The 17675-nt window shown below is 59.1% G+C and carries 18 protein-coding genes and 1 riboswitch; of the genes, 15 read left to right on the top strand and 3 right to left on the bottom strand.

Annotation, left to right across the window (positions count from 1 at the left end; translation table 11 throughout):
* The first annotated feature begins 34 nt into the window (after positions 1-34).
* The 12 genes from dnaJ to radC all read left to right on the top strand — a co-directional run bounded on the left by dnaJ (position 35) and on the right by radC (position 9650).
* On the top strand, positions 35-1183 hold the full coding sequence (gene dnaJ / locus AC2FIP_RS16090) for a molecular chaperone DnaJ (protein WP_496787211.1): 1149 nt from the start codon (positions 35-37) through the stop codon (positions 1181-1183).
* A 165-nt stretch (positions 1184-1348) separates the two neighbouring features.
* Positions 1349-1455, top strand: a riboswitch (TPP riboswitch).
* A 44-nt stretch (positions 1456-1499) separates the two neighbouring features.
* Positions 1500-2303 carry a bifunctional hydroxymethylpyrimidine kinase/phosphomethylpyrimidine kinase gene (gene thiD, locus AC2FIP_RS16085; protein ID WP_496787209.1) on the top strand — a complete coding sequence of 268 codons (804 nt, stop codon included), beginning with the start codon at positions 1500-1502 and terminating at the stop codon, positions 2301-2303.
* The gene (locus AC2FIP_RS16080) at positions 2300-3277 is read left to right on the top strand and encodes an FAD-dependent oxidoreductase (protein ID WP_496787207.1); all 978 of its coding nucleotides are present in this window, start codon (positions 2300-2302) and stop codon (positions 3275-3277) included. The genes thiD and AC2FIP_RS16080 overlap by 4 nt, the downstream gene beginning before the upstream one ends.
* The gene (gene thiS, locus AC2FIP_RS16075) at positions 3261-3455 is read left to right on the top strand and encodes a sulfur carrier protein ThiS (RefSeq protein ID WP_496787206.1); all 195 of its coding nucleotides are present in this window, start codon (positions 3261-3263) and stop codon (positions 3453-3455) included. The genes AC2FIP_RS16080 and thiS overlap by 17 nt, the downstream gene beginning before the upstream one ends.
* A 2-nt stretch (positions 3456-3457) precedes the next feature.
* Positions 3458-4222, top strand: coding sequence for a thiazole synthase (locus tag AC2FIP_RS16070; RefSeq protein ID WP_496787205.1), 765 nt, complete (start codon positions 3458-3460; stop codon positions 4220-4222).
* Positions 4219-4815 (top strand): thiamine phosphate synthase, encoded by a 597-nt coding sequence (locus AC2FIP_RS16065; RefSeq protein ID WP_496698741.1) that lies wholly within the window; start codon positions 4219-4221, stop codon positions 4813-4815. The genes AC2FIP_RS16070 and AC2FIP_RS16065 overlap by 4 nt, the downstream gene beginning before the upstream one ends.
* Positions 4812-5777, top strand: coding sequence for a ThiF family adenylyltransferase (locus AC2FIP_RS16060; RefSeq protein ID WP_496698743.1), 966 nt, complete (start codon positions 4812-4814; stop codon positions 5775-5777). Before AC2FIP_RS16065 ends, AC2FIP_RS16060 begins: the two co-directional genes overlap by 4 nt.
* Before the next feature lie 19 nt (positions 5778-5796).
* Complete coding sequence (locus AC2FIP_RS16055; RefSeq protein WP_496698745.1) at positions 5797-6732, top strand: ABC transporter substrate-binding protein; 936 nt, start codon at positions 5797-5799, stop codon at positions 6730-6732.
* The gene (gene tenA / locus AC2FIP_RS16050; RefSeq protein WP_496787201.1) at positions 6729-7403 is read left to right on the top strand and encodes a thiaminase II; all 675 of its coding nucleotides are present in this window, start codon (positions 6729-6731) and stop codon (positions 7401-7403) included. The genes AC2FIP_RS16055 and tenA overlap by 4 nt, the downstream gene beginning before the upstream one ends.
* Complete coding sequence (locus tag AC2FIP_RS16045; RefSeq protein ID WP_496702859.1) at positions 7400-8128, top strand: ABC transporter ATP-binding protein; 729 nt, start codon at positions 7400-7402, stop codon at positions 8126-8128. The genes tenA and AC2FIP_RS16045 overlap by 4 nt, the downstream gene beginning before the upstream one ends.
* The gene (locus tag AC2FIP_RS16040) at positions 8125-8859 is read left to right on the top strand and encodes an ABC transporter permease (protein ID WP_496787199.1); all 735 of its coding nucleotides are present in this window, start codon (positions 8125-8127) and stop codon (positions 8857-8859) included. The genes AC2FIP_RS16045 and AC2FIP_RS16040 overlap by 4 nt, the downstream gene beginning before the upstream one ends.
* Positions 8860-8894: 35 nt before the next feature.
* Positions 8895-9650, top strand: coding sequence for a RadC family protein (gene radC / locus AC2FIP_RS16035; RefSeq protein ID WP_496709526.1), 756 nt, complete (start codon positions 8895-8897; stop codon positions 9648-9650).
* Between the two features lie 3 nt (positions 9651-9653).
* On the opposite strand, the gene AC2FIP_RS16030 is transcribed toward radC, so the two are convergent.
* The 3 genes from AC2FIP_RS16030 to secA form a co-directional block, all read right to left on the bottom strand.
* A complete protein-coding gene (locus tag AC2FIP_RS16030) occupies positions 9654-11210 on the bottom strand; it encodes a phosphate ABC transporter substrate-binding/OmpA family protein (protein ID WP_496787198.1) in 1557 nt (518 codons plus the stop codon).
* Between the two features lie 25 nt (positions 11211-11235).
* The gene (locus AC2FIP_RS16025; protein ID WP_496787196.1) at positions 11236-12162 is read right to left on the bottom strand and encodes a hypothetical protein; all 927 of its coding nucleotides are present in this window, start codon (positions 12160-12162) and stop codon (positions 11236-11238) included.
* Between the two features lie 100 nt (positions 12163-12262).
* Complete coding sequence (secA, locus tag AC2FIP_RS16020) at positions 12263-14980, bottom strand: preprotein translocase subunit SecA (RefSeq protein ID WP_496787194.1); 2718 nt, start codon at positions 14978-14980, stop codon at positions 12263-12265.
* A 176-nt stretch (positions 14981-15156) separates the two neighbouring features.
* Here secA and AC2FIP_RS16015 point away from each other — a divergent pair, with 176 nt between their 5' ends.
* From AC2FIP_RS16015 to mutT, 3 genes are read left to right on the top strand one after another with little or no spacing between them, the layout of a single operon-like run.
* Positions 15157-16005 (top strand): peptidylprolyl isomerase, encoded by an 849-nt coding sequence (locus AC2FIP_RS16015; RefSeq protein WP_496787192.1) that lies wholly within the window; start codon positions 15157-15159, stop codon positions 16003-16005.
* A 4-nt stretch (positions 16006-16009) separates the two neighbouring features.
* Positions 16010-17236, top strand: coding sequence for a bifunctional glutamate N-acetyltransferase/amino-acid acetyltransferase ArgJ (gene argJ / locus AC2FIP_RS16010; RefSeq protein WP_496787190.1), 1227 nt, complete (start codon positions 16010-16012; stop codon positions 17234-17236).
* Positions 17233-17631 carry an 8-oxo-dGTP diphosphatase MutT gene (gene mutT / locus AC2FIP_RS16005; RefSeq protein WP_496692631.1) on the top strand — a complete coding sequence of 133 codons (399 nt, stop codon included), beginning with the start codon at positions 17233-17235 and terminating at the stop codon, positions 17629-17631. Before argJ ends, mutT begins: the two co-directional genes overlap by 4 nt.
* Positions 17632-17675: the final 44 nt, after the last annotated feature.

Below are 17675 nucleotides of genomic sequence, written 5' to 3'. Positions count from 1 at the left end.
CGGCCCGATTACGTTGAGGCAGAAGGAAATACTGATGTCAAAACGCGACTATTACGATGTGCTCGGCGTATCCAAGGGTGCATCAGCGGACGAGATCAAGAAAGGCTTTCGCAAGAAGGCCAAAGAATTGCATCCCGACCGCAACAAGGACAATCCGGAGTCAGAGGCACAGTTCAAAGAAGCGAACGAGGCCTATGACGTCCTGAAAGATGCTGAACGCAAGGCGGCTTATGACAGGTTCGGTCATGCTGCATTCGAAAATGGCATGGGCGGCGGTGGCCGACCTGGCGCTGGCTTTGGTCAGGGCGACTTTTCCAGTGCATTCTCGGATGTGTTCGACGACCTGTTCGGCGATTTCATGGGTGGCCAACGGGGCGGGGGCGGTGGACGTCGTGCCGCACGCGGTTCGGATCTGCGCTATAACCTGCGCGTCTCGCTGGAAGAGGCGTATTCAGGTCAGCAGAAAACCATCAATGTCCCGGCAGCGGTTGCCTGTTCGTCCTGCGACGGATCTGGGGCTGAAGGCGGTGTTGAGCCCACAACCTGTCCGACCTGTTCGGGTATGGGCAAGGTGCGGGCGCAACAAGGCTTTTTCACAGTAGAACGCAGCTGTCCGACCTGTTCGGGCCTGGGTCAAATCGTCAAGAACCCCTGCAAATCCTGTCAGGGTGCGGGCCGTGTTGAAAAAGAACGCGCTTTGTCCGTTAACATTCCAGCCGGTGTCGAAACCGGCACGCGCATTCGTCTGGCCGGTGAAGGCGAGGCTGGAATGCGCGGTGGCCCTCCGGGTGATCTATACATCTTTGTAGAGGTCTCAGATCACAGGCTGTTCGAGCGTGACAGCGTGAACCTCTATTGCCGCGTGCCGGTCAGCATGGCCAAAGCCGCGCTTGGTGGTTCGATCGAAGTTCCGACCATCGACGGTGGCCGCGGGCGTGTGCAGATTCCAGCGGGCAGCCAATCGGGTCGCCAGATGCGCCTGCGCGGCAAGGGCATGCCAGCCCTACGTGGTGGCAGTGTTGGAGATATGTTCATTGAGCTGGCCGTGGAAACTCCGGTAAACCTCACCAGCCGCCAGAAAGAGCTGCTGCACGAGTTCGACGACCTGGGTGAAGATAATCACCCGGAATCCAACAGCTTTTTCTCCTCCGTCAAATCCTTCTGGGACGGGATGAAGGGCTGAAGTCTTTTCCCAAAAAAGGGGGCGCTGCCCCCGCGACTCCCCCGAGGTATTTAGGGCCAGATGAAGCAGGTGATCCGCTCTTCATCTGGCTAAAAATACCTCGGAGCGCGAGGCAGAGCCTCGTAATTCTTCGCTTGATTATTGTCGCCGCGCCTGAGATGGTCCGCGCAACCGTTGGGGTGCCTTGTTCGCAAGGCTGAGAGGTGCAGCTGCATCAACCCATCGAACCTGATCCGGGCAATACCGGCGGAGGGAACGGTCTTATGAATACAGACGTTTTCCCTGCCCCGTTGCCCCTAGAAGATGGAGCAACGACATGGCGGCAATTGCCCTGACCATTGCAGGGTCCGACAGCGGAGGCGGGGCCGGAATTCAGGCGGACCTCAAGGCGATGTCGGCGCTGGGCGTTTATGGGGCCAGCGTTATTACGGCGGTGACTGCGCAAAACACCCTGGCCGTGACAGCCGTTCATGGCATTCCTCTGAGTGTGATCCGCGCGCAAATCGACGCCGTGCTGAACGATCTGGATGTCGGGGCGATCAAGATCGGCATGCTGGCAACACCCGAGATTATCGAGACCGTTGCAGATGCCCTGTCGGGCTATGCCGGGCCCATAGTTTTGGACCCTGTCATGATAGCGAAATCCGGGGATGCATTGCTGGCGGGTGACGCAATCCGGACCCTTATGGACCTTCTGATACCACGCGCGACTGTTCTGACGCCCAATTTGCCCGAGGCTGCGCGCCTGCTTGGACAGTCCGAAGCGCAGTCTCCGGATGAAATGGTGGTTCAGGGACAGGCCCTTTGCGCAAAGGGGGCCACGTCTGTTTTGATGAAAGGCGGGCATAGTCAGGGCGAGATATGTCATGATCTGTTGGTCGACGGTTCGGGATTGGTGGATGAATTCACAGCGCAGCGCCGGAACACAAAGAACACCCACGGGACTGGGTGTACATTGTCCTCGTCAATTTCCGCCGGGTTGGCCAAAGGTCTGAGCTTGCGGGATTCCGTGGCAGAGGCACATGCTTATTTGCAAGGCGCTATCGCCCAGGCTGATGGGCTGTGCGTGGGCCGGGGCCATGGTCCGGTGCATCATTTCCATCGGGTCTGGCCGGCGTGACGATCTGGTCTGTCATAGGGGCAGGAGTGGCCGGTTTGGCTGTTGCGTCCGAATTGGCTCATCGCGGCGCACGGGTGCAGGTCTTTGACCCCGCCGGCCTGCCGGGTCCGCATGGCTGTTCTTGGTGGGCCGGGGGAATGCTGGCCCCGTGGTGCGAGTTCGAAAATGCCGAAGAGCCGGTCTTGCGCCTGGGGCAGGGTGCTTTTGACTGGTGGGCGACACGGACCAAGGTTCATCAGCGCGGTACTTTGGTCGTTTGCGGTGCGCGCGACTTGCCGGATTTGCGTCGATTTGGTCGTCGAACGCAGGGGTATCATGAGGTAGATCAGCGGGAACTAGCCACATTAGAGCCTGATCTACATGGTTTCGGCAACGGTCTGTATTTCAAGGGCGAAGCCCATATAGACCCACGCATGGCGCTGCAGGATGTGTTCGACAATCTTATCGCGCGGGGCGTTGCCTTTCATCGCGAACCCGCCCCTGCTGGGTTGGAGAACGCGATTGACTGCCGTGGTCTTCAGGCGCGGGACGCCTTGTCTGATCTTCGGGGCGTAAAGGGTGAGATGCTGGTGATCCGCTGCCCTGATGTGACGCTGACCCGGCCCGTGCGCCTGTTGCATCCCCGGATGCCGCTTTACATCGTGCCGCGTGGCGATGGCATCTACATGCTGGGCGCGACGATGATTGAATCCGAGGATAAAACCCGCATCACCGCGCGCTCGATGCTGGAACTGCTCAGCGCGGCCTATGCGTTGAACCCCGCTTTTGGCGAGGCCGAGGTGCTAGAGATCGGCGTCGATCTGCGCCCGGCCTTTCCCGACAATCTGCCTCGGATCCGGCGTCGGGGCAGGACGATTTACGCCAACGGGCTGTACCGCCACGGGTACTTGCTGGCACCTGCGCTGGCCCAAGGCGTTGCCGATCTGGCGCTTGAACACAAACATTCGGAGATGGTCGATGAAGATCGTGCTTAATGGCGAGCCGCGCGAGGTGCGGGCCGAGACCCTATCGGATTTGCTGATGGAATGCGGCTACTCGGGCCGTGTCGCCACTGCGGTGAACGAAGAATTCGTGCCCTCGGGGCTGCGTGTTGCCCATGCTTTGGTTGAAGGGGATCGGATCGAAATCGTCGCGCCGATGCAGGGGGGCTGAGGATGAAATCCTTTTACGGAACTACATTGGCCAACCCGCTGATGCTGGGCACGGCGCAATATCCCAGCCCGGCTATTCTGGAGCAGGCCTTTCGCGAAAGCGGGGCGGGTGTTGCCACTGTCTCGCTCAGACGTGAATCCGGTGCAGGGCAGACATTCTGGCAGATGATCCGCGATCTGGGCGTATCGGTCCTGCCAAACACCGCCGGATGCCACACGGTCAAAGAGGCGGTGACCACCGCCCATATGGCGCGTGAGGTTTTTGATACCAAATGGATCAAGCTGGAACTGATCGGCCATACCGACAGCCTGCAACCGGATGTGTTCCAGCTGGTCGAAGCTGCGCGCATTCTGACCAGCGACGGGTTTCAGGTCTTTCCCTATACGACCGACGATCTGATTGTTGGCGAACGGCTGCTTGCCGCCGGGTGTGAGGTGCTGATGCCATGGGGCGCGCCGATCGGGTCAGGGCGGGGGCTGAACAATGAATATGCCCTGCGTGCGATGCGGGCAGAATTCCCGGATCTGCCCTTGGTGATTGACGCTGGTATCGGTCTGCCCAGCCACGCGGCCCACGCGATGGAGCTGGGCTATGACGCCGTTCTTCTGAACACCGCCGTGGCCCGTGCCGGAGACCCCGCGTTGATGGCCCGCGCAATGGCCCGCGCGATCGAGGCCGGGCAACTGGCCCATCAGGCCGACCCGATCGAGGCGCGCGATATGGCGGAACCTTCGACCCCGGTTATTGGAAAGGCATTTCTGTCATGACACTCGACCGGTTTTATCCGATCTTCGATCATTCGGACTGGCTGCGCCGGATGCTGCCGCTGGGTGTGAAACTGGTGCAGCTGCGGGTCAAGGACCAGCCCATGGATGTGGTGTGTGACCAGATTGCCAAGTCGCGCGACCTGTGCCGCGCAAATGGGACAGTTCTGGTGGTCAATGACTATTGGCAGGCGGCCATCGACGCCGGCTGTGACTGGGTGCATTTGGGGCAAGAGGATCTGGACGAGGCCGATTTGATTGCCATCCGCAAGGCGGGTTTGAAACTGGGCGTGTCCACCCATGATGATGATGAGTTAGAGCGCGTGTTGGCCATGGACCCCGACTATGTGGCGCTTGGCCCGGTCTATCCCACCATCCTGAAAAAGATGAAATGGCAGCAGCAGGGTCTGCCCCGCGTCACAGAATGGAAAGCGCGCGTTGGTGATACTCCACTGGTTGGCATCGGCGGGATGAGCGTCGAGCGTGCACCGGGTGTCCTGCAGGCTGGGGCGGATATCGTCTCGGTCGTGACCGATATTACCCTGGATACCAACCCCGAGGCGCGTTTGAGTCAATGGATCGAGGTCACCAGATGAGCCGATATGCCCGTCAGACGCTGTTGCCAGAGGTTGGGGCCGAAGGGCAGGCGCGCCTGTCCTCGGCCCGTGTTCTGGTGGTGGGTGCGGGCGGTTTGGCCGCCCCGGTCCTGCCGTTGCTGGCTGGGGCAGGGGTCGGGCAGATCACGATCCTGGATAGGGATCAGGTTGAGCTGTCCAACCTGCATCGGCAGACCTTGTTTTCTGAGACGGATTGCGGACACCCCAAGGCCGAGCGTGCGGCGGCACGGTGCAAGGCGATCAATGGAGACATAGACGTCAGCGGCAAAAAACAGGCTCTAACAGACGAAAATGCCAGTAACCTGGTCGCTCAGGCGGATGTGATCTTGGATTGCGCAGACAGCTATGCGGCCAGCTATATCCTGTCGGACACTTGCTTGGCGCAAGGCAAGCCGCTGATCAGCGCCTCGGTGCTTGGGCTGTCGGGCTATGTCGGAGGTTTCTGCGGCGGCGCGCCGTCTTTGCGGGCGCTGTTCCCGGATGCGCCGGACAGCGGGGCAAGCTGCGCCACCGCTGGTGTTCTGGGTTCGGTCGTCGGGACGGTCGGCGCGATGCAGGCACAGATGGCGTTGAACCTGATCCTTGGACTGACGCCCTCGGTGCTGGGTCAGATGGTTCAGTACGATGGTCGGACACTCCGCAGCACGGCCTTCCGCTTTGACGATGCGCCCGAACCGAACGGCTGTTTCCGGTTTCTCTCGGCCGGGCAACTGACGACAGATGACCAGATCATCGAGCTGCGCAGCCCCAAGGAATCCCCGCGCCCGGTACATCCTGATGCGCAACGGATATCGCCGGATGATCTGAATCAGATAGACCCTAATAAAGGCAAAAGGCTGGCATTGTGCTGTGCTACCGGATTGCGCGCCTGGCGTGCTGCCGAACGAATTCAACCGAATTGGCCGGGCGAGATTGTTCTTGTCGCGGCTTCAACCTCGTGAACAGAAGGAACCGCGAGATATGAAAAAACTGATCGCTGCAATCGCCCTGCTGGCTGCCGCGCCGGCCTGGGCCGAGGATAAGATGACCGTCTTGTTGGATTGGTTTGTGAACCCGGACCATGGTCCAATTATCGTCGCACAGGAAAACGGCTATTTTGCCGACCAGGGGCTTGAGGTTGAAATCATCCCGCCTGCGGACCCCTCCGCGCCGCCGCGCCTGGTTGCTGCCGGTCAGGCCGATCTGGCGGTATCCTATCAGCCGCAGCTGCATCTGCAAATCCATGAGGGCTTGCCGCTGAAACGGGTCGGCACGCTGGTTGCCACCCCGCTGAACTGCCTGCTGGTGCTGGATGATGGCCCGATCAAGTCGCTGGCCGATCTGCGGGGCAAGAAAATCGGTTTCTCGGTCGCCGGTGTCGAAGAGGCGATCCTGACAACCCTTCTGGGGCAGCATGATATCGGTCTGGATGAGATTGAGATGGTCAATGTCAACTTCTCGCTGTCGCCGTCGCTGATGACCGGTCAGGTGGATGCGGTTATCGGGGCGTTCCGGAATTTTGAGCTGAACCAGATGGATATCGAAGGTGTCGCGGGTCGCTGTTTCTATATCGAAGAGGAAGGCATCCCACCCTATGATGAGCTGATCTATGTCGCCAATCCCGACACGATGGATGCCGACAAAATCGCCCGATTCTTGGCCGCGACCGAAAAAGCGACCCAGTATATCGTCAACAACCCGGAAAAAAGCTGGGAAATCTTCGCGGCCACCTCGCCCGAGCTGCAGGATGAACTGAATGCCCGTGCCTGGGTCGACACGCTGCCCCGGTTCGCGCTGCGTCCGGCGGCGTTTGATGCGGGTCGCTATGCGCGGTTCGAGGAGTTTCTGAAGAACAGCGGCATGATCGACAGCCTGAACCCGGTCAGCGACATTGCCATTGATGTGACCGCGCAATGAGCGATTACGGCAAAGCTTTCGCGCTGATGCGCGATGCTGCGCAAGGGCCTTGGGGGAATTACACCCGCCACGCCTTTGTGGAAGGAATGAAAGACGGAACGCTGCCGCGCGCGGCGTTCCTGCATTACCTGCGACAGGACTATGTGTTCCTGATCCATTTTTCCCGTGCTTGGGCACTGGCGGTTGTTAAGTCCGAGACTCATTCGGAAATGCTGACGGCTGTGGCCACAGTAAATGCGTTGGTCGCCGAGGAAATGCAGCTGCATATCGGTATCTGTGAGGCAGCTGGGATTTCCCATGAGGAGCTGTTCGCAACCCCTGAACGCGCCGAAAACCTGGCCTATACGCGCTTTGTGCTTGAGGCCGGATATAGTGGCGATTTGCTGGACCTGCTGGCGGCTCTGGCCCCTTGTGTGATGGGCTATGGTGAAATCGGCACGCGGCTGGCCTCCGAGGCAACATCCGAGGTCTATCGTGATTGGATCAATACCTATGCCAGTGACGACTACCAAGGCGCGTGCAAAGCGGTTGGAGAACTGCTCGATCAGGCTCTAACACGGCGTATTGGTGAGAACTTTGCAGCTTCGCCTCGCTGGGACCGCCTGTGCCAGACCTTCCGCACCGCAACCGAGCTAGAGGTTAACTTCTGGCAAATGGGGCTGACCCCATGACACGGGCGCCCGATCTGAGCATCAACGGCACGGCTACGATTGACGGGGCGACGTTGTTCGCTCCGCTTACCCTGACCCTTGGGGCCGGGCAGTGGACTTGCCTGTTGGGCGGATCGGGCGTTGGTAAAACCACAATTCTACGTCTGATTGCCGGGCTTGATACAGGTGCCGTGTTCACCGGGCAGATCACCGCCGGCGACGGTGCTCCGATGCAGGACCGCGTGGCCTATATGGCGCAGGATGATCTGCTGCTGCCCTGGGCAACAGTCGCACAGAATGTCTCGTTAGGTGCGCGGCTTCGGGGCAAGTCGGTCGATCTGGAGCGACGCAACCGTCTGATTCAGCGCATGCGATTGCAGGATCATATGACCAAGAAACCCGCCGAACTGTCGGGCGGCCAACGCCAACGCGTCGCTTTAGCCCGCACGCTCATGGAGGATCGCCCGATTGTTCTGCTGGATGAGCCGTTTTCGGCGCTGGATGCCCGCACTCGGGCTGATATGCAGGACTTGGCGGTCGAGGCGCTGCAGGGCCGGACCGTTTTGCTGGTGACACATGACCCGGGTGAGGCCGCCCGGCTGGGCCAGTCCATCATGGTGATGACACAGCAGGGCCTGACCCCCTGTGAGCCGCCGCATGCACCTGCCCCGCGCCATGTGGACGACCTTGAGACGCTTGAGACGCAAGGTGCGCTGTTGCGCTTGCTGCGCGAGGCGGTCGCATGAAATATCTCTCAGCCCTTGCAGCCACCGTGTTTGCGATTGCGATCTGGCAGGGTATCGTCTGGACGACCGGCTTGCCTAAGTTCATCCTGCCAAGCCCCGCCGTGGTGGCCGAGACTTGGTGGCAGAACCGTTGGCTGATCGCCGAACACACTTGGATCACTGCGGTCGAAGTGGTGATTGGATTGGCCTTTGGGACGGTTCTGGGTGTGGTCACTGCGCTGCAACTGTCCAATTCGCGGGCGGCGCGCGTGCTGGTACAGCCGATGCTGGTGTTCACGCAGGCTCTGCCGGTGTTTGCGCTGGCCCCGTTGTTGACGCTTTGGCTGGGCTATGGCCTCTGGTCCAAGGTCGCGATGGCGGTGCTGATCATCTATTTCCCGATCACCTCGTCTTTCTTCGATGGGCTGATGCGGACGCCGCAGGGCTATCTGGACCTTGCGCGCACGATGCAGGCCAGTCCGCGTGCAGTGCTGTGGTATATCCGCATTCCGGCGGCGATGCCCTCGCTGGCGTCGGGGATGAGGCTGGCCGCCGTCTATGCGCCGATCGGGGCGGTGATTGGTGAATGGGTCGGCTCGTCCCAAGGGTTGGGATATTTGATGCTGTTGGCCAATGGCCGTGCAAAGACTGATCTGATGTTCGCCGCGATGTTGACCTTGGGGGTGTTTTCCATCGTGTTGCATATGGTTGTCCGCCGCGCCACTGCCCGCATGGCAGGTGAGGTGCGTTAACCATCTGGAAACCGATTCTGCGTCAGGCTGAGAGCATGACACAGGACGCCTTTTCCGAAGCCCCAATGCTGTTCGATACAGACGAAGCCCCCGCGCAGCCGCTGCCGACGGGTCGGTTACCCTCCTACATCAAAGATCATCGCAAGCGGCTGCGCGAACGGTTCCTGTCTGGCGGGTCCGCCGCCATGCCGGATTATGAGTTGTTGGAACTGGTCCTGTTCCGTTCAATCCCCCGGCAGGATGTGAAACCGCTGGCGCGTGCGTTGATGGAGGCGTTTGGCGATTTCAATCGGGTGCTGACCGCGCCCGAGGAACGGCTGCGCCAAATCAAAGGCGTCGGGGATAGCGTGATCACCGATCTGAAAATCCTTGAGGCCTGCGCCCATCGCATGGCCCGCGCGCGGGTGATGAGGCGACATGTGATTTCCGGATGGGACGCATTGCTGGACTATTGCCACACCACCATGGCCCATCGCGAGACCGAACAATTCCGTGTGTTCTATCTGGATCGCAAAAACGTGCTGATCGCTGATGAGGAACAGGCCAAGGGCACGGTGGATCATGTCCCTGTCTATCCGCGTGAGGTTGCCAAACGGGCGCTGGAGCTGAATGCCTCGGCGTTGATACTTGTGCATAACCATCCGTCAGGTGACCCGACCCCGTCGCAATCGGATATCGACATGACCAACCGAATTCAGGATGCCTGCCTGGCACTGGGCCTGACGCTGCATGACCATCTGATCATTGGAAAGTCGAACGAGTTGAGCTTCAGGTCCGAAGGCTATCTGTGAGTGCTATTGAACCCAGACCTCGACTCGGCGGTTGACCTTTCGGCCCCATTCCGTGTCGTCGCAGGCCATGGGCATGGCCTCGCCAAAGGCGTCGACCGTGATTTCGACGCTGTCCCCGATAGCGGTTTCAATCTCGGCCAATACGGCATTGCGAACGGTTTTTGCCCGCAACAATGCGATCCGCGCATTGGTTGACGCTGCCCCTTCGCCATCGCTGAAGCCGACAAACCTAAGCTCTCGGGCATCGAGGGTCCCGGATTCCAAAAGAAGGGCAAGATGTCGGATATTGGACCGTGACTGCGCATCCGGGCGCGAGGAACCGGGCTCGAACCGGAAGGACAGTGACAGGCGGGACATGGGTCTGAAAATCTCGACCAGCCGCTGAAGTTCCTCCAAACCAACTTCTGATCCGCCCGACGCGATCGCATTGGCAAGTCGATCCCCTTGCACCCCAAGACCCATAGTCTCGGGGGTTTGATCGACAAAGCCAGCCTCGCGTATTGCCATCTGCGCCTCGGCTCCCTGGGTGTAGGCCAGGAATTGGCGTGCAAAACGCGGCAATCGCCGGTCCGGCAGGTATAGAAACATAGGCGAGGTCAGCGGATAATCTTCGGTCTTGATTGACTGCCGAGTTGCCGCCAGCGCATGACCGCATCCGCCGGTCAAAGGCAGGGCACGCGCGGTGCTGGCTTCGGCTTGGCTTGCGACACCTATTGAAAAGGGATCCGCAGCAACGGAACGCACCAGATCAGTACTGCGGTTATGCCGAATGGCCGCCTCGGAAAGGGCTGTGCCGGAGGGTCCCAGAAGCCTGTCTTCGACATTCTGGGCCAGACCCGAACCAGCTTCCGGAAGGTGCAGTGAAATTGGCGCATCGGGTCCGCCCAACTCGGCCCAACTCGTAATCTCGCCCGAAAACACCCGGGTTAATTCCGCAAGCGAGATTTGCTGTAACGGGTTCGAGTTGGCAACGATTGGTACCAAAGCGTCAAGCGCGATGACGCGGGCCCGGCGGGTGCGGGTCAGATCGCCAAGGCCTACCGCTTGTGCGGCTTGCTCCTCTTCGGGTCGGATTTCGCGCAACGCCAGAACAATATCAGCCTGGTTTTCTGCCTGCGCCCTAAATCCGCGCTCAGTGTTCCCTGCGTCAAAGAAGAACCGACCCAGCGGTGCTGCCCGCCCGGGTTGGTGCAGTTCGTAAGAAAATGTGTTGGCGGTCAGCCTGTTTGGGGTCGCCGACAACCCTTGCTGCTGTGCGAAGCCAACAATCAGCGCTGGTAGAACCTTTTCCGCCATGACCGAAGATCCGGCAAATCGGATTTCAGCCACAAAATCGGTCAGGCTTGGGCAGGCAGGTCCGGTACAGGTCACACCGGACCCATCAACTGTCAGCGTGCCGAATTGTGTTGCCACGCGATAGAACTCGCCATCAAATCCCAGCAGGTCACCGGTGACTTCGACCTTGCCGTCATGCGACATAAGCGAGATGTCTTGCGCCTGTGCGCCCGAAGCGATTGTAACGGAAGCCAGTGCAGCCGCTGCCACACGAAAGAATGTCATAAGATGCCCGAGCCTGCCTGCGGATTTAGTTTGCGGCGATTGTCAGGTCTTGGAAGAGATTATTCAACACCAGAAACTCTCCGGTGCGGGAGCATTCAGGAAAACTCAGCGTCCTGTCTTTTGATCTCAACCGATCATCCCGCAATTCAAGCGACTGGATGTTCAGGTCGCGCCCGCAATTTTCTGAAGTCACCTCGGTTTCGACAGTGATTTCTATCGACCCGTTTTGGTTGGAAAGACCAGCAGGGAACGAATAGATTTCGATGTTTTTCATGTCCCCGGTTCCGGTATTGCCCAGACGCACTACCTGTCCGGCGCCTTCGGTCGGGGTCTCGGCCGAGACATGGCCATTGCCGCCATAGATGGCCCCGAATTCCAGCGCATGAATTTGCAGGTCAGTTTCACCCTGCCATTGCAGGGCAATGCGTTCGTAATTGGCAATGTCAGCGATATGGGTGGTTGCGACTGTTCCATGTTGGTCTTCAAACGAGATCAGAAAGATCGCATATTCTGACAGGGCCGGGATTGTCATGTCCATGCGCCCTAATGCGTCGGTGCGCTGTGTGACTGTCAGGCCGCTGTGGTGAATTTCCACGGATTCATTACTGTGGCAGGGGGCGTTGACGACCAGCCGGGCGGCAGCACCGGGAACGGCAGTAGCGCGCGCACTGAGGGTGCAGTCAATGGGATTGACAGGTTCTGATCGACTGGATTCGATAAAACGGTTGTCGGACCCGGTCTCTTTGCTTGTTCCGTGAACCGGTGCAGATGAGGTCAGAACGACTTCGCTTAACCCGGGGATGATTGAAGCCTGATCCGTAACTGATGCCACATCAACAGAAGCCCGCTCCCCTCGCGGTTGCGCAGGGGTTCCGTTCTGCATGAGGTAGCCAATGGCCAATGCACAAGCAACGGTGCCGCCAGTGGTTACGTAGTTCTTAATTACAAACAAGACACCCTCCCCAGTTGAAGGAGCGATTCGCACCCTGCAGTTGAATCACGGCTAATATGTGGCCGTGAGGCGGACTCATTGTGTCTCGATTGTGGTGACGTTAGGTCAACCGGCCATGGCAATGCTTAAACTTCTTGCCTGAACCGCAGGGGCACTTGTCGTTGCGCGACGGGTTTCCCCAAGTTGCCGGGTCGTCTTCGACAAATCCAGGCCGCGCATCACCCGAGGCTTCGGCCTCGGCCACCGCTTCGGCGTGACCAGCGGCCTGATCTACCGCCTGCTGCGCCCGTGCCTGCTGCGCTTGCATCTGAGTCAGCATTTCGCGCTGTTCCTCTTCGGTCAGCGGTCGCACGCGGGACAGCTGCTGGGTCACGGTTTCGCGCAACGAATCCAGCATGGATTCGAACAGCTGGAAGCTTTCGTTCTTGTATTCGTTCAGCGGGTCGCGCTGGGCATAGCCGCGGAAGCCCACGACCGAGCGCAGATGTTCCAGCGTCAGCAGATGTTCGCGCCATTTGCTGTCGATCGTGTTCAGCAAGACCTGCTTTTCGATGTTACGCATGTTCTCGGGGCCGAACGCGGCCACTTTTTGCGCCATCATCTCGTCAGCGGCGTTGATCAGCCGTTCGCGCACCTGCTCGTCATCTACGCCTTCCTCAGCGGCCCAATCCTGAACCGGGGCGTCAATGGTCAATTTTTCCTTGACCGCTGCGTGCAAACCCTCGGTATCCCACTGATCAGCATAGGATTTCGGCGGCATATATTCGTCGATCAGATCGTCGATCACCTGTTCACGCATGTCTGATACGATTTCGGACAGATCGTCGGCGGACATGATTTCGCGCCGTTGGCTGAATACCACCTTACGCTGGTCGTTCATCACATCGTCGAATTTCAGGACGTTCTTGCGCATGTCAAAGTTGCGACCTTCGACCTTGGATTGCGCCCGCTCCAGCGATTTGTTCACCCAAGGGTGGACGATGGCCTCACCTTCTTTCATGCCCAGCGTGGTCAGAACTTTGTCCAACCGTTCCGAGCCGAAGATGCGCATTAGGTCGTCTTCGAGGCTGAGGTAAAACACGGTGCGGCCCGGATCACCCTGACGGCCGGACCGGCCCCGCAGCTGGTTGTCGATACGGCGGCTCTCGTGCCGTTCGGACGCCATGACATACAGCCCACCGGCAGCCAGGACCTTTTCTTTTTCTTCAGCATGGCGGGCTTCTTCCTCGGCACGCAGCTCGGCCGGATCTGCCTCGGGGTTTTCGGCCAGCGCCTGCAGAACCTTCATTTCCACATTGCCGCCCAGCTGAATATCAGTACCGCGACCGGCCATGTTGGTGGCGATGGTTACTGCGCCATATCGGCCCGCATCGGCAACGATCTGCGCCTCTTGCTCGTGTTGGCGGGCATTCAGAACATTGTGCTGGATACCCTCTTTGGTGAGCATCTGGCTGAGCAATTCGGACTTTTCGATGGACGTGGTGCCCAGAAGGACCGGTTGTCCGTTTTTCTGGGCTTCCTTTGTCTCGTCGATCATGGCGCCGTATTTTTCGGCCGCGGTACGAAAGACCTGATCGTCCTCATCCAGACGCGCGATCGGTTTGTTGGTTGGTACTTCGACAACGCCCAGACCGTAGATTTCGGCAAATTCCTCAGCCTCGGTCAGCGCGGTGCCGGTCATGCCGCCCAGCTTGTCATACAGGCGGAAGTAGTTTTGGAACGTCACGCTGGCCAATGTTACGTTTTCGGGCTGGATCTGCACGTTTTCCTTGGCTTCGATGGCCTGATGAAGACCTTCCGACAGGCGACGACCTGGCATCATGCGACCGGTGAACTCATCAATCAGAACGACATTGCCGTCCCGCACGATGTAATCTTTGTCACGTGTAAACAGCTTATGCGCGCGCAAGCCCTGGTTCACGTGGTGAACGACTGTGGTGCTTTCAGGATCATACAGCGAATGGTCTTCTGGGATCAGGCCGTTGGCAATCAACTGTTGCTCCAGAAACTCGTTACCCTCATCCGTGAAGGTCACGTTCCGGGACTTTTCGTCCAGCGTGAAGTGATCTTCTCCCAATGACGGGATTAGCGCATCAATCGCGGTATACAGGTCCGACCGGTCCTCGGAGGGCCCCGAAATGACCAGCGGCGTCCGCGCCTCGTCAATCAGGATCGAGTCGACCTCATCCACGATCGCGAAATTGTGGTATTTCTGGTAAATTTGATCCAGTTCCGCCTTCATATTATCGCGCAGATAATCAAAACCCAGCTCATTGTTGGTGGCATAGGTCACGTCACAGGCATAAGCAGCCTTTTTCTCGGCATCGGGCTGCCCTGACCAGATGACACCGGTGGTCATGCCCACGGCGGCAAACACCTTGCCCATCCATTCCGAGTCGCGCTTGGCCAGGTATTCGTTCACCGTGACCACGTGCACGCCTTTACCGGTCAGCGCGTTCAGATAGGCGGGGAGAGTCGCAACCAATGTCTTGCCTTCACCCGTTTTCATCTCGGAAATATTGCCCTGATGCAGGAAGGCGCCACCCATCAACTGCACATCAAAGGCACGCAGGCCCAGCGCGCGTTTTGCCCCTTCGCGTACGTTGGCAAACGCCTCGGGCAGCAGATCATCCAGGCTTTCGCCTTCCAGCGCACGTTTGCGCAGCTCGGCGGTCTTTGCGATCAGGCCGTCATCCGACAGATTCTCGAACTCGGGTTCCAGCGCGTTGATCTGTTCGATCAGGGGGCGGGTCGCCTTGATCTTGCGGTCGTTCGGTGTTCCGAACACCTTTTTGGCGAGCGTTCCGAGTCCCAGCATGTTCACTCCAGCGGATCTGTTCTTGTCTTGGTTTTGACAGGCTTGCCCACCTTGCGCGCAACCCATAGATACGGGGGGTGAAAGGCGGCCCTGTCCAAGGCTTCAAAGCGATGTAAGCGGCAGGTTCCAGAGTGTCAACGCTGCGCCCTGCCGTGGCAAAGAAATAGGATGATTCCATGCCCAAAGGCCTCACTTTTCTGCCATCGCTGGCCCTTGCAACGGTGATGGCGCTGCCATTGGCCGCCGAAACCAAGCCCGATGCCAGCACGGTGGTCGCCCGCGTAAACGGCGAAGAAATCACTCTGGCGCATGTGATCGCAACAGTTGCGACACTGCCCCCCAACTATCAGCAGGTCGAAGATGATGTTCTGTATGATTTCATCATCGAACAGCTGATTCAGCAGCAGTTGCTGGGCCAGGAGCAAGAAGGGCTGAGCAATCTGAACGCCTTGGCCATCGAGAACGAGACGCGGTCGTTGCTGGCGGTTCAGACCGTAAATGCCCTGATCGACGAAGTTGTAACGGCAGAAACCATTCAGACCGCCTATGATGCGCGCTTTGCCGAGTTTGAAGGCGAAGATGAGTTTAATGCCAGCCATATTCTGGTCGAGACCGAGGATGAGGCAAAAGACCTTAAGGCTCAGTTGGATGATGGCGCCGACTTTGCCGAGCTGGCCAAAGAAAAATCAACCGGTCCTTCCGGCCCGAATGGCGGGATGCTGGGTTGGTTCGGCAAGGGGCAGATGGTTCCCGAGTTTGAAACCGCCGTTGTCGCGCTTGAGAAGGATCAGGTGTCGGACCCGGTGCTGACACAGTTCGGCTGGCACGTGATCATTCTGAATGACAAGCGCAAATCCGAAGCGCCCGCACTTGATGCGGTACGCGACGAGCTGGCACAGGATCTGCAAAGTGAAGCTATTCAGGCCCGTATCGGCGAATTGACCCAGGCTGCACAGATCGAACGTCCTGCACTCGAAGATGTGAACCCGGGCATCGTGCGTCAGTTGGACCTGATTCAGGAGTAACCCCGTGGCCTCGATCACCAAAGTCTCTCCGCTGGCCCCGGCGGCGTTTCCCGAATTGCCCGCGATTGACGGTGTGCGCTTTGCGACCGTCGAAGCCGGCGTACGCTATCAAGGCCGCACTGATGTGATGCTGGCGGTCCTGGATCCGGGCACATCAGTGGCTGGGGTCTTTACCCGCTCGGCCACACGCGCGGCACCCGTGCTGGATTGTCAGGACAAGATCGGCGGGCCAAGTGACGGGCCGGCGGCGATCCTTGTGAATTCGGGCAATGCCAATGCATTTACCGGGCATTATGGCCAAAGCTCGGTCGCCGAGGTGACGCAAGCAGTGTCCAAGACCACAGGCGTACCGGTCGATCGGGTTTTTACCTCGTCAACTGGTGTGATCGGTGAACCCTTGCCGCATGACCGCATCGTGGCGCAGCTTGAGGCCCTGAAATCCGGCCTCAGTCGCCACGCAATCGAAGATGCAGCGCGGGCCATCATGACCACGGATACCTTTCCGAAAGGAGCCTCGGCGCAGGTCGAGATCGATGGTAAAACAGTCTCTATTGCGGGGATTTCCAAGGGTTCTGGCATGATCGCGCCCGATATGGCGACGATGCTGGTCTATATCTTCACCGACGCCCAGGTCGAGCAATCCGCGCTGCAGCAGATGCTGGGTGCGCAAACCGACCGCACTTTCAACTGCATCACCGTCGACAGCGACACTTCGACCTCGGACAGCCTGCTGCTGTGTGCTACTGGGGCTTCGGGGGTGGATGCGACAGACAATGCCGCCTTTGCCGAGGCTTTGGAAACCGTGATGCTGGACCTTGCCCAACAAGTGGTACGCGATGGCGAGGGCGCCACGAAATTCGTAGAAATTCGTGTGACCGGGGCCGTCACCGATGCCGACGCCAAGGTGCATGGATTGGCGATTGCCAATTCACCACTGATAAAAACCGCCATTGCGGGCGAAGACCCGAATTGGGGCCGCGTCGTCATGGCCATCGGAAAATCGGGTGCAGCTGCCGACCGTGACCTGCTGAGCATTTCTTTCGGAGACATCCTTGTGGCCGAAAAAGGCTGGGTCAGCCCCGATTACCGCGAGGAAGACGCCGCCGAATACATGAAGGCTCAGGACCTTGTAATCGGCGTCGATCTGGGGCTGGGCGCGGGTAAATCCACCGTTTGGACCTGCGACCTGACCCATGGCTATATCGAGATCAACGCGGATTACCGGTCGTGAAAACAGTTCTGGTTTCTGCGGTCGCCCTGATAGACATTGAGGGCCGGGTGCTGCTGGCGCAGCGCCCCGAAGGCAAATCCATGGCTGGACTTTGGGAGTTTCCCGGCGGCAAGATCGAACCCGGCGAAACACCCGAGGCCGCCCTGATCCGCGAGTTGGAAGAAGAGCTGGGCATCAACACCTGGGCCTCATGCCTCGCCCCGCTGACCTTCGCCAGCCACAGCTATGATGATTTCCACCTGCTGATGCCGCTGTTTGCCTGCCGCAAATGGGAAGGCATTCCACAATCGAAGGAAGGACAGGCGCTGAAATGGGTGCGTGCGAATGATCTGCGCAGTTACCCGATGCCTGCGGCAGATGTGCCGTTGATCCCGATTTTGCGGGATTGGCTTTAGGGTCCCGGTTCGATCTTGTCTGGACGCTGGAATTCAGCGCGCGA

This window comes from Ruegeria sp. CDSB114, from assembly GCF_059611025.1.
Note: the sequence above shows the minus strand (reverse complement) of the source record. Positions and strands in the feature narration are given on the sequence as shown.

What these genes read in the sequence shown, in the direction of transcription:
- AC2FIP_RS16070 (WP_496787205.1), top strand. Translation starts at nt 3,458, where the DNA reads ATGAAATCCTTTTACGGAACTACATTGGCCAACCCGCTGATGCTGGGC.
- AC2FIP_RS16060 (WP_496698743.1), top strand. Translation starts at nt 4,812, where the DNA reads ATGAGCCGATATGCCCGTCAGACGCTGTTGCCAGAGGTTGGGGCCGAA.
- secA (WP_496787194.1), bottom strand. Translation starts at nt 14,980, where the DNA reads ATGCTGGGACTCGGAACGCTCGCCAAAAAGGTGTTCGGAACACCGAAC.
- AC2FIP_RS16065 (WP_496698741.1), top strand. Translation starts at nt 4,219, where the DNA reads ATGACACTCGACCGGTTTTATCCGATCTTCGATCATTCGGACTGGCTG.
- AC2FIP_RS16045 (WP_496702859.1), top strand. Translation starts at nt 7,400, where the DNA reads ATGACACGGGCGCCCGATCTGAGCATCAACGGCACGGCTACGATTGAC.
- AC2FIP_RS16055 (WP_496698745.1), top strand. Translation starts at nt 5,797, where the DNA reads ATGAAAAAACTGATCGCTGCAATCGCCCTGCTGGCTGCCGCGCCGGCC.
- thiD (WP_496787209.1), top strand. Translation starts at nt 1,500, where the DNA reads ATGGCGGCAATTGCCCTGACCATTGCAGGGTCCGACAGCGGAGGCGGG.
- AC2FIP_RS16030 (WP_496787198.1), bottom strand. Translation starts at nt 11,210, where the DNA reads ATGACATTCTTTCGTGTGGCAGCGGCTGCACTGGCTTCCGTTACAATC.
- AC2FIP_RS16015 (WP_496787192.1), top strand. Translation starts at nt 15,157, where the DNA reads ATGCCCAAAGGCCTCACTTTTCTGCCATCGCTGGCCCTTGCAACGGTG.
- AC2FIP_RS16040 (WP_496787199.1), top strand. Translation starts at nt 8,125, where the DNA reads ATGAAATATCTCTCAGCCCTTGCAGCCACCGTGTTTGCGATTGCGATC.
- thiS (WP_496787206.1), top strand. Translation starts at nt 3,261, where the DNA reads ATGAAGATCGTGCTTAATGGCGAGCCGCGCGAGGTGCGGGCCGAGACC.
- dnaJ (WP_496787211.1), top strand. Translation starts at nt 35, where the DNA reads ATGTCAAAACGCGACTATTACGATGTGCTCGGCGTATCCAAGGGTGCA.
- tenA (WP_496787201.1), top strand. Translation starts at nt 6,729, where the DNA reads ATGAGCGATTACGGCAAAGCTTTCGCGCTGATGCGCGATGCTGCGCAA.
- radC (WP_496709526.1), top strand. Translation starts at nt 8,895, where the DNA reads ATGACACAGGACGCCTTTTCCGAAGCCCCAATGCTGTTCGATACAGAC.